We start from the raw sequence: 14,789 nt of genomic DNA on the forward strand, positions 1-14,789 counted from the left end.
GCGGCGCGCCCAGTCGTTGACCGCTTTGGGGCCGCCAATGACCGCAAGCAGCGCATCCGTGGCCGGGTTGCTGCTGCGGGTGATCATCAGTTCGATCAGTTCCGAAGCCGGCAGATAGGCACCGGGCTTGACGGGCGCGGCCCGGCTGGAAAACCGGGCCGAACGCACCGGAATCATCAGCGGGAATTCGCTCGATAGCGACCAGCGGCCTTGTTCGACCCCTTCCAGGAAGGTGGCGGCAATGGCGATCTTGCTCGTGCTGGCCATCGGGAAGCGCTGGTCTCCCAAAATGGAAACCTGTGCACCGGTCGCCAGATCAATCGCGGCGACGCCGATACGGCCTCTTTCGCCATTGGCGAGCATGGCAATCTGGCGTTCCAGATTGTTGTCGTAAACCGCCGCAAAGTCCTGCGGTGCGCGGGCCTTGGTGCCGAACGTGCTGTCGAATGCCGCTTCGAAATTGACGCTTTGCGCGTTTGCGGCGCCCAGCGGAACCAGGCTCGCCCCTGCAAGAGCGACCGCAGCGCCGATGGATTTGAATAGTCCCGGTCGTAAGATCATGCCCGCCCAAATACCCCTCTCAAGGTTAGTATTCCATTAATGACTTGAAAATCCACGGCGACAAGCAAAACCTGTTCAAATGTGTCGCATCCGCGACCGGATATGTCGTCAAGCGGCCAGGATTGCCTTTTCAATCCGGTTTGTAGGTTCGCCGCTCAGCGTTTTGTCGATTTCTCCCACCAGGCGGTTCTTCAGTTCCACATGATAATGGCGGCGCATCTCGCCGAGTATCTTGGGGTCGGAAATGATCGCGATATGTTCAAACTCACCGGCTATCGCCATCCGGTTAAGCTGTCCGGCGGCTGCGGCACCGTGCGCCAATTCGTTGAGGTTGGTATTGCCGCTTTGCTGCCCCGCGTCGTCCTGATGACGGACACCGGCGCTGAAATTGGTCGGATCGAGGCCGGGCTTGGCGACAAGTTCCAGTGATGGTTCGAACGGCTGCCCCTTGTTCCGCATCAGGATGAAGTTTTCTCCATCGACAATGGCGACGTAGGAATTGTGCGGCAATTTCATGGATGAGTCTCCTGCTGCGTAACCAACGGACGAGCGCGAAATTTGTTGCAGGCAAGGCGCCGTGGGCTAGGAAGCGGGCATGAAAAGCAATTGGACCATCGGGATCATCGGGGGATCCGGCCTCTTTCAGATCGACAGCCTCGAAGACGCGCAATGGATCCGGGTGGACACGCCCTGGGGCGATGCCTCGGACGAGATCCTGTGTGGCCGGATCGGAGCGGTGCAACTGCGTTTCCTGCCGCGGCATGGCCGGGGCCACCGCATACCGCCGTCGGAAATCAATTCCCGGGCCAATGTGGACGCGCTCAAACGGGCGGGGTGCACCGACCTGCTCGCAATTTCCTCCGTCGGATCGCTGCGTGAAGAATTGCCGCCGGGGCAATTCGTGGTGGTCGACCAGTTCATCGACCGGACGAAAAACCGGCCATCGAGTTTCTTCGGCAGCGGGATGGTCGCCCATGTGTCGATGGCCCGGCCTGTGTGCGAACGGTTGTCGAACCATGCCGCAAAGGCAATCCGGAAAGCAGGCGGATCGATGACCCGCGGCGGAACTTATCTGGCGATGGAAGGACCGCAATTTTCCAGCCGCGCGGAATGCGACCTGTACCGCCAATGGGGTGCCGATGTCGTCGGGATGACCGCCATGCCCGAAGCAAAGCTCGCCCGTGAGGCAGAGCTGCCCTACGCCCTGATCGGCATGGTGACCGATTACGATTGCTGGCGTGACGATGCCGCCTTCGTCGAGGTTAGCGAAGTCATTGCACAAATGAACGCCAATGGCGCGGTTGCGCGGGCGGCGGTCGAAGCGTTTGTTCGCGGTCTGCCGGAAAAGCGCAGCCCCTCGCCGCTCGACACGGTTCTCGATCACGCGGTGATCACCGCCCTCGACGCGCGCGATCCGGCAATGCTTGCAAGGCTGGACGCGGTGGCCGGGCGGGTGCTCTAGACGCTCTGGCGGTGCAGGACGAAGGCCCGGCAAGGTCGCTAGCCGCTCCGTTTGCACCGTTTCGCTCGACCAAACGCACAATGTAATCGGCAGGCGTCGCACCGCGCTCTTGACGGGGATACTCTTTTCAGTGCCCATGCGGGACTGGGTGAATATCAACACAGGGTCGATCTTACATGCACACACCACGGGTTACGCCGCGCCGCCTGGCGCGCCATTCGCTTATGGCAGTTCTGCTGTCTTCCGCCACGATTGTCGCTGCGCAGGACGCGCAGATTGTCCAGCCCGGTGCACCGGGGCAGGCAACGCGGCAGATCAATGTCGATCAGGCAGTCGCGCTGGCCGATACCAGCTATTCCCCCGCCGATGTCAGCTTCATGCAGAACATGATCGCGCACCACCGGCAAGCGGTCGAGATGGCGGCGCTGGTCAAGGACCGGACCAACCGCGAAGAGATCGTTGCAGTCTCAGGACGGATCGACGCGTCGCAGGCCGACGAGATGAAATTCATGACCACCTGGCTCGGCGAACGGAGCCAGCCGGCCTCCACGCCGGCGATCGATCATGCCAGCATGGGACATGGTAATCACGGCATGTCCGGAATGGCCTCGTCCGAAGACATGGCCCGGCTGGCAGCGGCCAGCGGCGGGGACTTCGACCGGCTGTTCCTCGAACTGATGATCAGGCATCACGAGGGCGCGCTGGAAATGGTCAGGGACCTGCTCAAGCAGCCGGGGTCGGCCTACGACCCGGTCATGTTCGAGTTCACAAATGATGTGAACACCGATCAGAAGGCCGAGATCGAACGAATGAACGCGTTGCTGGCCAGCCTTTCGGACGATCCGCGCGCGGGCCTTGCTGCAGGTTTCCGCGACGCCGGGGAAGCGATCAGCGGAATGCGGAAGCTCGCGGCACTGCCCAAGCCGGCGGGCTTCTTCGATCCGAAGAACCCGGCGGAACTCGCCCTGCCCAAGCCGAAGAAGGATGCCGGCGAGACCGGCGCTAAGTCGGAGGAAACGCCTGCGGAAGCCTCTACCAAGGCTCCGGTGATCGATACGGCGGCGAAATCCCCCGTGCGCGAGAAAGAGGAAACCAAGACGCAGTTCAGCGAACGGTCGCCGCTCCTGGATTTTGCCAATACCGACATGGCATTCTCCGGCGATACGCTGGTGGTCGGCAATTACCACGGCTTCAATATCTACAAGCTCGGCGTAGACGGAGTACCTACGCTGCTCAGCTCGGTAGTCTGCCCCGGCGGCCAGGGCGATGTATCCGTGGTCGGCGACCTGCTCATCATGTCGGTCGAACAGACCCGGGGCCGGGTGGATTGCGGTTTGCAAGGGGTGGCGGGGGACGTAAGCGCGGAGCGGTTCCGCGGCCTGCGCATCTTCGATATCAGCGATCTTGCCCGGCCGCTGCAGGTTGGGCAGGTGCAGACCTGCCGCGGATCGCACACCCATTCGGTGGTGTCGCAGGACGCCAAATCGATCGTGGTCTATAATTCGGGAACAGGCCGGGTACGCGACGAGAAGGAATTGGCCGGCTGCATTGGTGAAGTACCAGGCGATGACCGCACCGCCCTGTTCCGGATCGACGTGATCGAAATTCCGGTAGCCAACCCGGCGGCAGCGCGGATCGTCGAAAGTCCAACGGTGTTCGCCGATCCGGAGACCGGAAGGCTGGCCGGTCTGTGGCAGGGCGGGGATCACGGCGATGATACGCAGGACACCAACCGCACGGACCAGTGCCACGACATCACGGTCTTCCCCACCCTGAAGATCGCTGCCGGGGCGTGTTCGGGTAACGGGATCGTCTTCGACATTTCCAATCCGCTCAAGCCCAAGCGGATCGACGAAGTCGTCGACAAGGGTTTCGCCTATTGGCATTCGGCAACCTTCAACAACGACGGTACCAAGGTGGTGTTCACCGATGAATGGGGCGGCGGGGGCCGTCCGCGGTGCCGGGCATCGGACCCCCGCAACTGGGGTGCGAATGCGATTTATGACATCAAGGACGGGGAACTCACCTTCCGCAGCCTGTACAAATTGCCCGCGCCCCAGACGGACAAGGAAAACTGCGTCGCCCACAACGGATCGATCATCCCCGTACCGGGCCGGGATATCTTCCTGCAGGCCTGGTATCAGGGCGGCATTTCGGTGATGGAATTCACCGACAGTGCGAATCCGCGGGAAATCGCTTATTTCGACCGGGGCCCGATCAGCGACGAGCAGATGGCGATGGGCGGATACTGGTCGGCCTATTACTACCGGGGCCGGATCTATGCGACGGAGATCGCCCGCGGTCTGGATGTGTTCGCGCTGGAACCGAGCGAATTTCTGAACGCAGAGGAAATCGCCGCTGCCGAAGGCGCCGACCAGGGCGGCACGTTCAATCCGCAAACGCAGTATCCGGTCACCTGGCCGGGCATGGTCGCCGCCCGATAAGGGGCACTCGCCCCGCCGCGTTGGTGGGCGCAATCCTCACGAAAAAGGCCCGGCGGATCGCTCCGCCGGGCCTTTTGTGTCGCGCTACTGCGCGGAAGGGAAGCTTAGAAGCCGCCCATTCCGCCCATGCCGCCCATTCCGCCCATATCAGGCATGCCGCCGCCGGAGCTCTTGTCTTCCGGTGCGTCGGAGATAGCCGCTTCGGTGGTGATCAGCAGGCCGGCTACCGAGGCCGCATCCTGCAGGGCAATACGAACGACCTTGGTTGGATCGATCACGCCTGCCTTGACAAGGTTTTCGTAAGTATCGGTTGCCGCATTGAAGCCCATGGTTTCATCGCCTTCGCGGAGCAGGTTGCCCGAGATGACGGCGCCGTCATGGCCAGCGTTTTCGGCAATCTGGCGGATTGGCGACAGGATCGCCTTGCGCACGATGTCGATCCCGCGGGTCTGGTCGTCGTTCGCGCCCTTCAGGCCTTCGAGAGCCTTGGTGGCGTAAAGCAGCGCAGTACCGCCGCCGGGGACGATGCCTTCTTCGACAGCTGCGCGGGTTGCGTGAAGCGCGTCGTCGACGCGGTCCTTGCGTTCCTTCACTTCGACTTCCGAAGCGCCGCCGACCTTGATCACGGCAACGCCGCCAGCAAGCTTCGCCAGACGTTCCTGCAGCTTTTCCTTGTCGTAATCGCTGGTGGTCGATTCGATCTGCGCCTTGATCTCACCCACGCGGGACTTGATGTCTTCGGCCGAACCGGCACCATCGACGATGGTGGTGTTGTCCTTGTCGATCGAAACGCGCTTGGCTTCGCCGAGCATGCTCAGGGTTACGGTTTCCAGCTTGATGCCGAGGTCTTCGGAAATCATCTCGCCCTTGGTCAGGATCGCGATGTCCTGCAGCATGGCCTTGCGGCGATCGCCGAAACCAGGAGCCTTGACCGCTGCAATCTTGAGACCGCCGCGCAGCTTGTTGACCACCAGAGTGGCCAGTGCTTCGCCTTCGATATCTTCGGCAATGATCAGCAGCGGGCGACCGCTCTGGACCACGGCTTCGAGGATCGGCAGCATCGCCTGCAGGTTCGACAGCTTCTTTTCGTGGATGAGAACATAGGGGTTCTCCAGTTCCACGGCCATCTTTTCCGGGTTGGTGATGAAGTAAGGTGACAAATAGCCGCGGTCGAATTGCATGCCTTCGACAACGTCGAGTTCGAATTCGAGGCCCTTGGCTTCCTCGACGGTGATTACGCCTTCCTTGCCGACCTTTTCCATGGCTTCGGCGATCTTTTCGCCGACTTCCCGGTCGCCGTTGGCGGAAATGATCCCGACCTGGGCGATTTCGGACGAACCGGCCACGTCCTTCGAACGGGCTACCAGGTTTTCGACAACCTTGGACACGGCGAGGTCGATGCCGCGCTTCAGGTCCATCGGGTTCATGCCTGCTGCGACCGACTTCATGCCTTCGCGCACGATGGCCTGGCCCAGCACGGTTGCGGTGGTGGTGCCGTCACCGGCGAGGTCGTTGGTCTTCGACGCAACTTCCTTGAGCATCTGCGCGCCCATATTCTCGAACTTGTCCTTCAGTTCGATTTCCTTGGCGACGGTAACGCCGTCCTTGGTGATGCGCGGGGCGCCGTAGCTCTTGTCGATCACCACGTTGCGGCCCTTGGGGCCGAGCGTCACTTTTACTGCGTTGGCGAGGATGTCCACGCCGCGCAGAATGCCTTCGCGTGCGTCACGCGAGAACTTTACGTCCTTGGCTGCCATGATAAAATTCCTTTGATTGGATTGGATTGAGGGTAGCGCAGGGTCAGTCGGCTCAGCCGATGATCCCCATGATGTCGCTTTCCTTCATGATCAGCAGATCTTCGCCGTCGAGCTTGACTTCGGTGCCCGACCATTTGCCGAACAGCACGCGGTCGCCGGCCTTGACGTCGAGCGGAGTGATCGTGCCGTCTTCGGCCTTGGTGCCGCTGCCGACGGAGACGATCTCGCCTTCGCTGGGCTTTTCCTTGGCGCTATCGGGGATGATGATGCCGCCAGCGGTCTTTTCCTCGGCTTCAATCCGACGAACCAGAACGCGGTCGTGCAGGGGGCGAAATGCCATATCGTTGACCTCTTCTTTCAAGATGAGTGAATTTTGTCGATTGGCACTCCCGGTGTGAGAGTGCCAACGAGAGCGCATATGTGGACGCCGCCAGTGGGAGTCAACGGGTGCAGGCGATAAAATTTTTCCGGGAATCCCTACCGGACTCAGACGAGTCCGAGCCTGCCGCGCTGCGCCCAGCGCCAGGTCAGCAGGACTGCCGCCACCAGCAGGCCTGCCGCCAGTCCGATCCACACCCCCACTCCGGCAAGAGAGGAGTTGAGACCCAGCCAGATCGAGATACTGAAACCGGCCGCCCAATAGCTGAACACGGCAATGACCATCGGCACCCGCGTATCCTGCAGGCCGCGCAGATTTCCTGCCGACACGGCCTGTACCGCATCCACCAGCTGGAATATCGCGGCCAGCAGCAGATATTGCACCGCAAAGCCGACCATGGCGGAATTCGCGGCGGCATCGACGTCGACATAGATCGACAGCACGGTGAGCGGGGCGAACAGCATGATCGAAGCCGTGACCATGCTGAAGGCGACCGCGATCGCCAGTGCGATCCAGCCCGCCCGGGCAATCGCCGCGCTGTCGCCAGCGCCGAAATGGTACCCCACCCGGATGGTGGCGGCCTGTCCGATCCCGAACGGTATCTGGAACGCCAGCGCCGCAACCTGCAGCGCGATGGTGTGCCCCGCCAGCTCCGAAGGCCCGATCCGCCCCATCAGGAACGCGGCCCCGCTGAACAGCCCGGCCTCGGCAAAAATGGTGAACATGATCGGTGTGCCGATGCGGACGATGTCCTTCATCCGGCTCCATTCGGTGCGCCACCAATTGCCGAAGATCCGGTAGCGCCGCAGCCGCCGGTCCCACGCGATTGCCGCGACATAGGCCGCCAGGATGAACAGCGAGGTGACCACACTGGCGAGGGCGGAGCCTTCCAGGCCCAGCGCAGGCGCACCCAGATTGCCGAACACCAGCACCCAGTTCGCGAGTACGCTGACTGCGATGGCGGAGGCAATGATCACCGTCGCAAAGATCGGCCGGTTGAGCGCCGAGACGAAAATCCGCAGGACATTGGACAGCACCATCGGGATCATCGCCCAGATGATGATCTGCAGGAAATCGCCCGACATGGCTGCGATCTTCGGGTCCTGTCCGGTCAGCAGCATCAATCGCTCGCCGCCGAGGCAGGCGGCCATGCCGACAGCTCCGGCCAGCACTGCGAGCCACAGGCCCATCCGCACGCTGCGGCGAACCTCCCGAACGGCGTGGCGGCGGCGACCGAGTTCCGCTGCGATCAATGGCGCGACAGCCCCGGTCAGGCCGGACAATCCCCACAGGGTCAGCCCGAACAGGGCAATGGCGAGGCTGGAGGCCGCCAGTTCCTGCTCCCCCAGACGCGCCACGAAGATCACGTCCACGGCATGGACCAGCATCTGCAGCAGATTGGCGGCGGCCAGCGGCCAGGCAAGCTTCATGGTCGCCGAAAATTCGGTGCGCCAGGGGCCGGCGGGCGGCGTAAGGGTGGCTGCGTGCAGCATAAAGCCGCTCCGGATAGGCGAGGAGTGTGCGCACGAAAAGCCGGAGCGTGATCCGAGGCAATTTCCCCGGCGTCAGTGTTGCCCCTTTCACTCGCAACCCGCTGGCGCTAGGCCAAGGAACAGGATTACGGGCGGGGCTTGAACGCTGATGGAACATGAAGGGGCTTCGGTGCTGCGGGACGGGGTCCTGCTCCTTGGTTTCGCACTGGCTTTCGTCCTGCTGTTCCGGCGGTTCGGGCTCGGGGCGACACTTGGCTACCTGATCGCCGGGGCGGTCGTCGGTCCGCAGGTTCTCGGCCTCGTCGGTGACGCGCAGCAGATGATCACAGTTGCCGAGCTGGGCATAGTGATGCTGCTGTTCGTGGTCGGGCTGGAGCTCGATCCCAGCCGGTTGTGGCGGATGAAGACCGCGATCTTCGGCCTTGGCTTGGCGCAGGTCGCGGCGTGCGGGCTGGCGGTTTCGGCGGTCATCTATTTCGCCGCGAGTTATCCGTTGGCTGCGGCGCTCGCCATCGGCCTGCCGCTGGGTCTGTCCTCCACCGCGCAGGTCCTGCCGATGCTGCAAAGCTCCGGTCGGCTCCGCACCCCGTTCGGCGAACGGGCCTTCGCGATCCTGTTGTTTCAGGATTTGTCGATCATCCCCCTGATCACCATCGTCGCCGCCATGAGCGCCGATCAGGTCGGCGCGGGCGCGGATGCGGGGATGCCGGGCTGGCAGTTGGCGCTGGTCACCCTCGCAGCAATCGGCGGGCTGATTGCCGCGGGACGATTTGTGCTGCGGCCGTTGTTCCGGCTCATTGGCAATCTCAACGAGCGGGAAATGTTCGTCGTGGCCGGTCTGTTCACCGTGCTGGGCTCGGCATGGGTGATGGAATGGCTGGGACTTTCCACCGCTCTCGGCGCGTTCATTGCCGGTGTCATGCTGGCCGACACCCCTTATCGCCACGAGTTGGAGGCGGACATCGAGCCATTTCGCTCGATCCTGCTTGGGATGTTCTTCCTGGCAGTGGGGATGATGCTCGATCTGGGCGCGATTGCGGAAAATCCGCTGTTCGTCATCATGATGGCGATCGCTCTGATCGCGGTGAAGAGCGTGATCATCCTGGGCATCGGGCTGGCCGTGGGCATGGCGTGGCGCAGCGCGCTGGCGCTGGGCCTGCTGCTCAGCCAGGGCGGCGAGTTCGGTTTCGTACTGTTCACCCAGGCGCGGGAAGGCGGGCTGATCTCCGGCGAGGTATCCAGCCTGTTTGGTGCGATCGTGACGCTGTCGATGGCGACCACCCCGTTCCTGATGATGGCGGCCAGCCGGATGCGGCAGCCCGTGAGCAAAGACGGCGAGCGGGAAGGGCCAAGTCTGCGCGGGCGCAGCGACGGGGCAAATGCGTTGGTAATCGGCTTCGGCCGGTTCGGGCAGACGGTTGCGCAATTGCTGGTGGCGGCAGGTGTGCGGGTGACGCTGGTGGACCGCGATGTAGAACAGATCGACGTGGCCCAGGAATTCGGCTCGAAAGTCTATTACGGCGACGGAACCCGGCTCGACCTGCTGCGGCAGGCAGGAGCGGGTGAGAGCAATCTGGTCATCTTCGCGATTGACCGGGACCAGCTGGAGCCGGAATTGCTGCACGGCGTAAAGGAGGCGTTTCCCGGTGCCGGAATTTATGTCCGCGCCTATGACCGGCGGACCCTGATCAAGCTGAGCGCGGCGCCGATCGACCATTCGGTACGCGAGGTGATGGAATCGGCAGTGGCGATGGGCCGCGCGGCGCTTGACGGTCTCGGGGTCAGCCTGACGGAGATCGACCGGGCGGAAAGCATTTTCCGTGAACGCGACCAGCAGCGACTGCAAATGCAGACCGAGGCCGGTGATCTGAGGGCGGCGAAGGACATGATCTTCACCCAGCAAGCCGCAGATACCGAGGCGATGGGCCGGGACGAGGCCGGATAGGCGCCCGCAATGGACACGGAAAAGGGCGACACCCTTGCGAGTGCCGCCCTTCCATCTGCGAATGCTTCAAGACATCCGCAAAACTTTGATCCGGATCCCCGTCTTCACGGGGATGACGGCGGCGGGCTGGCCCGCCGGCCGGTCACTTCAGTTCGACGGTGCCGCCGGCTGCTTCGATCTTGGCCTTGACGTCTTCGGCTTCTGCCTTGTTGACGCCTTCCTTGATTGCCTTCGGAGCGGATTCGACCAGCGTCTTGGCTTCGGTCAGACCGAGGCCGGTGATGGCACGGACTTCCTTGATGACCTGGATCTTCTTCCCGCCGTCGCCCGTCAGGATGACGTCGAATTCGGTCTGTTCTTCAACTGCTTCTGCAGCAGCGGCAGGGCCCGCAACGGCAACGGCAGCAGCGGCGCTTACGCCCCAGGTTTCTTCCAGTGCGGTAGCAAGTTCAGCTGCTTCGAGAACGGTCAGCTTCGAGAGTTCTTCTACAAGTTTGGCGATATCGGCCATGATTTAATACTCCAGATTTGATGGTTTGGTCCGTGCCGGGGATTGTCCCTGGCGCGGATAGATTCGATGAAAACCGCTTACGCCGCTTCTTTGGTGCTGTAGGCACCGAAGACGCGGGCGAGCTTTGCAGCGGGTGCGTTGACGACCTGTGCGATTTTCGTCGCCGGGGCCATAACCAGACCCACCAGCTTGCCGCGTAGCTCGTCGAGACTTGGCATCGAGGCCAGTGACCTCACGCCGGTTTCGTCGAGTACCAGTTTGCCCATTGCGCCGCCGACGATTTCGAGCTTGTCGTTCGTCTTGGCAAATTCCACGGCAGCCTTGGCAGCAGCGACCGGATCGGTCGATGTGGCCAGAGCAGTCGGGCCGGTGAGCAATTCGCTCAGGCCTTCGTAATCCGTGTCCTTCAGGGCAAGCTTGGCAAGGCTGTTTTTCGCAACCTTATAGGATGCACCCGCGTCCCGCATCTTTGCGCGCAGATCGGTGGACTGCGCCACCGTCAGGCCGAGATTGCGCGTGATTACCACCACGCCGCTCTCTGCAAAGGTCGAGTTCAGGGCTGCAACCGCGTCGGCTTTTTGCGAACGATCCATGCCTTACTCCTTCATTATGACCAGGCGGAGCGAACCCCGCACGGCCGGCTACAGTGATCGCTCCAGCAAGCTGGAACGAGCGAGTCCATTGAGGGGGAAGGAGGTGCGCAAACCAGCAAGTGGAGTGGCGCGGTGCGGAGGCCGGGGCCTGCCGCGAAAAATCTCTGTCCCCGCCTAGGCTGGAAATTAAGATGGCCGGAATGCCATCGCCAACTGTCTCGGACGGATGTTCACTGGACCCGTCGGCCCAGCGAACGAGGGGGCAGATAGCAGAAAGCCCGGACGGGTCAACCCCGTCCGGGCTATCCGGTGACACATCTACTCCCCTTCGTAGCCCAGCAGGTCCCCCGGCTGGCAATCCAGTTCGCGGCAGATCGCTTCCAGTGTCGAAAAGCGCATCGCCTTGGCCTTGCCGGTCTTCAGGATGGACAGATTGGCCAGGGTCAGGTCCACGCGCTCGGCCAATTCCGTCAGCGTCATGCGCCGTTCGTGGAGCAGGTCGTCCAGTTTGACATGGATCGGCATCAGACAGTTCCTTCCAGTTCTTCGCGCATTTCGGTGCCCTTGCGGAAAACCCGGGCGAGGATGAACAGGATCAGCACCAGCAAGACCCCGCCGCCGGAAAACCCGAAGTCGGCATGGACGTGCTCGCCGGAATCGGCGGCGATGCCGGCGATCCAGATCACCGCGATGCCGATCGGTATAGCAGCGGCCTGGCCGATGATCGCGACCCACCCCATGCGGGACAGCCGCGTGGCGTTATCGGGAATGAAGGGATCGCCTTCACCGACGCTGTTGACGATCCGGCGCAGCAGCAACAGGAAATAGACGCCGAGGGCCATCAGGCCGGCCGCCCCGGCGAGGACAAAGGCCGCCGCGGGAACGAGGCCGGGGACGACATCCTTTCCGTCAGCGGCCAGTTCGGCCAGCAGTGCGGATTGATTGAACAGCATCACCGGCAGGGCGATCACGAGCGCCGCCCCAGCGATTCCCAGGACGACGATAAAGAACATCAGTACGATGCGGGCGATTGTCAAAAGCGGATCTTTGGCAGCATTGATCATGGCGTGGCTCCTTATGGCCGGCTCAGGCGATTTCAGCTGTGATCGCGAACTGGTCGGCGGGCACGATGACAGCCGGGATCATGAGGGTGGTCGTGACCAGAATGGCAACGACGATGGCGAAAGCGTTGAATGTGCGTGTCATTTGTTGATCTCCAATATGGTTGATATCGACAATCAATAATCCCGAGTCGGCATATTGTCAATCAATAATATCGAAAAACAATATATCCCTTGTTGTTTAGCGATTACGTGCCCTTGCGACGATCCATACGGCAGGACGGTTGACCGGTGCGCGCGCCGCTCCTATATGAGCGTCACACCGACCGCTTCGAGACAGACGGGCCCTTGCGCGGGGGCTCTTCACGAAAGGAAGCGGCGGGTTTCATGGCCGCGATGCAGTAACTGCAGCAACTCCTTCAAAAAGAAGGGGAAGCGCTGCGGTTTTTCTGCGCGTCCGGTCATGGCGAAATTCAGCGTGTGGCACGAATTTTCCGCCGGGATTTCGCGATTCCGGCCAAATTGAAAGAGGCGAATCACCTCCATGGCGACCAAACCCAAGGCACCCAAGGTATCCCGGAACAGCAATACCGGTACCGCCAAGAAGCGTATCCGCAAGATTTTCGGCGACATCCACGAAGTGGTGAAAATGCCGAATCTGATCGAAGTCCAGCGCGAGAGCTACGAACAGTTCCTCCGCAGCGATCCTTCGATCGGCTATGTTTCGGGCCTTGAAAAGACCCTGCGGTCGGTGTTCCCGATCCGCGATTTCGCCGGCAGCGCCGAGCTGGATTTCGTGCATTACGAACTCGAGCCGCCGAAATACGACACCACCGAATGCCGCCAGCGCGGGATTACCTATGCCGCGCCGATGAAGGTGACACTGCGCCTGATCGTGTTCGAAGTGGATCAGGAAACCGAAACCCGCTCCGTGCTCGATATCAAGGAGCAGGACGTTTACATGGGCGACATGCCGCTCATGACTGGCAACGGCACTTTCATCATCAACGGTACCGAGCGCGTGATCGTGTCGCAGATGCACCGTTCGCCCGGTGTGCTGTTCGATCATGACCGCGGCAAGACCCATTCGTCCGGCAAGCTGCTGTTCGCCGCGCGCGTCATTCCGTACCGCGGTTCGTGGCTCGATTTCGAGTTCGACGCCAAGGACATCGTCAACGTCCGCATCGACCGCAAGCGCAAACTGCCGGTAACCTCGCTGCTGTTTGCGCTGGGTCTCGATAGCGAAGACATTCTCAACCACTTCTACGAAACCGTCGTGTGGCAGCGCGTGTCCGGCAAGAAGGGAGACGGCTGGCAGATCCCGTTCAAGCCCGAAACCTGGCGCGGCCTGAAGCCCGATTTCGCCCTCGTCGATGCCAATACCGGTGAAGAAGTCTTCGCCGCCAAGGAAAAGATCAGCCCGCGCGCCGCGAACAAGGCGGCCAAGGATGGTCTCACCACCTTGCTGATCCCGACCGAGGAAATCCTCGGCCATTATGCCGCGCGCGACATGATCGACGAGAAGACCGGCCGCATCTATATCGAAGCGGGCGATGAAGTTTCGCTCGAGAATCTCGAAGTGCTCGACAAGGCAGGCGTCGATACGATCGACCTGCTCGACATCGACGAAGTGACCATCGGGCCGTGGATCCGTAACACACTGGCGGTCGACAAAGCCGAAAACCGCGATGAAGGGCTGGAAGCCATTTACAAGGTCATGCGTCCGGGCGAGCCGCCGACCAAGGAAACCGCCGAAGCCCTGTTCGAAGGCCTGTTCTTCGACAGCGAGCGCTACGACCTGTCCGCGGTCGGCCGCGTAAAGCTCAACATGCGTCTCGAACTCGATGCGGAAGACACCGTGACCACGCTGCGCCGGGAAGATATCCTCGCGGTGGTCAAGGAACTGGTCGACCTGAAGGACGGCAAGGGCGAAGTCGATGACATCGACAACCTCGGCAACCGCCGGGTCCGTTCGGTCGGCGAATTGCTGGAAAACCAGTACCGCGTCGGGTTGTTGCGGATGGAACGTGCCGTCAAGGAACGCATGAGCAGCGTCGATGTATCGACCGTGATGCCGAACGACCTGATCAATGCGAAGCCTGCGGTTGCCGCGGTGCGCGAATTCTTCGGCTCCAGCCAGCTGTCGCAGTTCATGGATCAGACCAACCCGCTGTCCGAAGTGACGCACAAGCGCCGCGTTTCGGCTCTCGGGCCCGGCGGTCTTACGCGTGAGCGCGCGGGCTTCGAAGTGCGCGACGTGCACCCGACCCACTACGGCCGGATCTGCCCGATTGAAACGCCGGAAGGCCCGAACATCGGCCTGATCAACAGCCTCGCCTCGTTCAGCCGGGTCAACAAATACGGCTTCATTGAAACGCCTTACCGCCTGGTCAAGAACGGCAAGGTGACGACGGAAGTGAAGTATCTGTCGGCGATGGAAGAACAGAAGCACGCCGTGGCGCAGGCTTCGGCCGAACTGAACGCTGACGGATCGTTTGTGGAAGAACTGGTTTCGGCGCGGGAAAGCGGCGAATTCGTAATGCTGCCCAACGACCAGATCACGCTGATGGACGTTTCGCCCAA

At 61.8% G+C, this 14,789-nt stretch carries 14 protein-coding genes; 4 read left to right on the plus strand and 10 right to left on the minus strand.

Annotation, left to right across the window (positions count from 1 at the left end; translation table 11 throughout):
• Positions 1-561, minus strand: a 561-nt coding sequence (locus U0988_RS12460) for a serine hydrolase (RefSeq protein WP_322292950.1), incomplete at its 3' end; no start/stop codon positions are given.
• A 108-nt stretch (positions 562-669) separates the two neighbouring features.
• Positions 670-1,077: a host attachment protein gene (locus U0988_RS12465; RefSeq protein WP_322292951.1), complete on the minus strand. Its 408-nt coding sequence runs from the start codon at positions 1,075-1,077 to the stop codon at positions 670-672.
• Positions 1,078-1,156: 79 nt separating this feature from the next.
• Here U0988_RS12465 and mtnP point away from each other — a divergent pair, with 79 nt between their 5' ends.
• Complete coding sequence (gene mtnP / locus U0988_RS12470; RefSeq protein ID WP_322292952.1) at positions 1,157-2,023, plus strand: S-methyl-5'-thioadenosine phosphorylase; 867 nt, start codon at positions 1,157-1,159, stop codon at positions 2,021-2,023.
• Between the two features lie 176 nt (positions 2,024-2,199).
• On the plus strand, positions 2,200-4,467 hold the full coding sequence (locus tag U0988_RS12475) for a DUF305 domain-containing protein (RefSeq protein ID WP_322292953.1): 2,268 nt from the start codon (positions 2,200-2,202) through the stop codon (positions 4,465-4,467).
• Positions 4,468-4,571: 104 nt separating this feature from the next.
• Here the strand turns inward: U0988_RS12475 and groL are convergent, their stop codons facing one another.
• The 3 genes from groL to U0988_RS12490 form a co-directional block, all read right to left on the minus strand.
• A complete protein-coding gene (gene groL / locus U0988_RS12480; protein ID WP_322292954.1) occupies positions 4,572-6,224 on the minus strand; it encodes a chaperonin GroEL in 1,653 nt (550 codons plus the stop codon).
• 52 nt (positions 6,225-6,276) lie between these two features.
• Positions 6,277-6,564, minus strand: a complete 288-nt coding sequence (gene groES, locus U0988_RS12485) for a co-chaperone GroES (protein ID WP_322292955.1) — start codon at positions 6,562-6,564, stop codon at positions 6,277-6,279.
• 146 nt (positions 6,565-6,710) lie between these two features.
• Positions 6,711-8,096, minus strand: a complete 1,386-nt coding sequence (locus U0988_RS12490) for an MATE family efflux transporter (RefSeq protein WP_322292956.1) — start codon at positions 8,094-8,096, stop codon at positions 6,711-6,713.
• Between the two features lie 148 nt (positions 8,097-8,244).
• Between U0988_RS12490 and U0988_RS12495 the strand changes: the two genes are divergently transcribed.
• Positions 8,245-10,041 (plus strand): cation:proton antiporter, encoded by a 1,797-nt coding sequence (locus tag U0988_RS12495; RefSeq protein ID WP_322292957.1) that lies wholly within the window; start codon positions 8,245-8,247, stop codon positions 10,039-10,041.
• A 142-nt stretch (positions 10,042-10,183) separates the two neighbouring features.
• Here U0988_RS12495 and rplL read toward each other — a convergent pair whose 3' ends face one another.
• The 5 genes from rplL to U0988_RS12520 all read right to left on the minus strand — a co-directional run bounded on the left by rplL (position 10,184) and on the right by U0988_RS12520 (position 12,752).
• Positions 10,184-10,552 carry a 50S ribosomal protein L7/L12 gene (gene rplL / locus U0988_RS12500; RefSeq protein WP_322292958.1) on the minus strand — a complete coding sequence of 123 codons (369 nt, stop codon included), beginning with the start codon at positions 10,550-10,552 and terminating at the stop codon, positions 10,184-10,186.
• A 77-nt stretch (positions 10,553-10,629) separates the two neighbouring features.
• Positions 10,630-11,145, minus strand: a complete 516-nt coding sequence (gene rplJ / locus U0988_RS12505; protein ID WP_322292959.1) for a 50S ribosomal protein L10 — start codon at positions 11,143-11,145, stop codon at positions 10,630-10,632.
• A gap of 318 nt (positions 11,146-11,463) precedes the next feature.
• Positions 11,464-11,670, minus strand: a complete 207-nt coding sequence (locus U0988_RS12510; RefSeq protein WP_322292960.1) for a helix-turn-helix transcriptional regulator — start codon at positions 11,668-11,670, stop codon at positions 11,464-11,466.
• Positions 11,670-12,209, minus strand: coding sequence for a DUF2975 domain-containing protein (locus U0988_RS12515; RefSeq protein ID WP_322292961.1), 540 nt, complete (start codon positions 12,207-12,209; stop codon positions 11,670-11,672). The genes U0988_RS12510 and U0988_RS12515 overlap by 1 nt, the downstream gene beginning before the upstream one ends.
• 360 nt (positions 12,210-12,569) lie before the next feature.
• Positions 12,570-12,752, minus strand: coding sequence for a hypothetical protein (locus tag U0988_RS12520; protein WP_322292962.1), 183 nt, complete (start codon positions 12,750-12,752; stop codon positions 12,570-12,572).
• Between U0988_RS12520 and rpoB the strand changes: the two genes are divergently transcribed.
• A partial coding sequence (rpoB, locus tag U0988_RS12525) for a DNA-directed RNA polymerase subunit beta (protein WP_322292963.1) occupies positions 12,751-14,789 on the plus strand: 2,039 nt, incomplete at its 3' end. The genes U0988_RS12520 and rpoB overlap by 2 nt on opposite strands.

Source organism: Allopontixanthobacter sp. (assembly GCF_034376665.1).
In the GTDB taxonomy this organism is placed as follows: domain Bacteria; phylum Pseudomonadota; class Alphaproteobacteria; order Sphingomonadales; family Sphingomonadaceae; genus Allopontixanthobacter.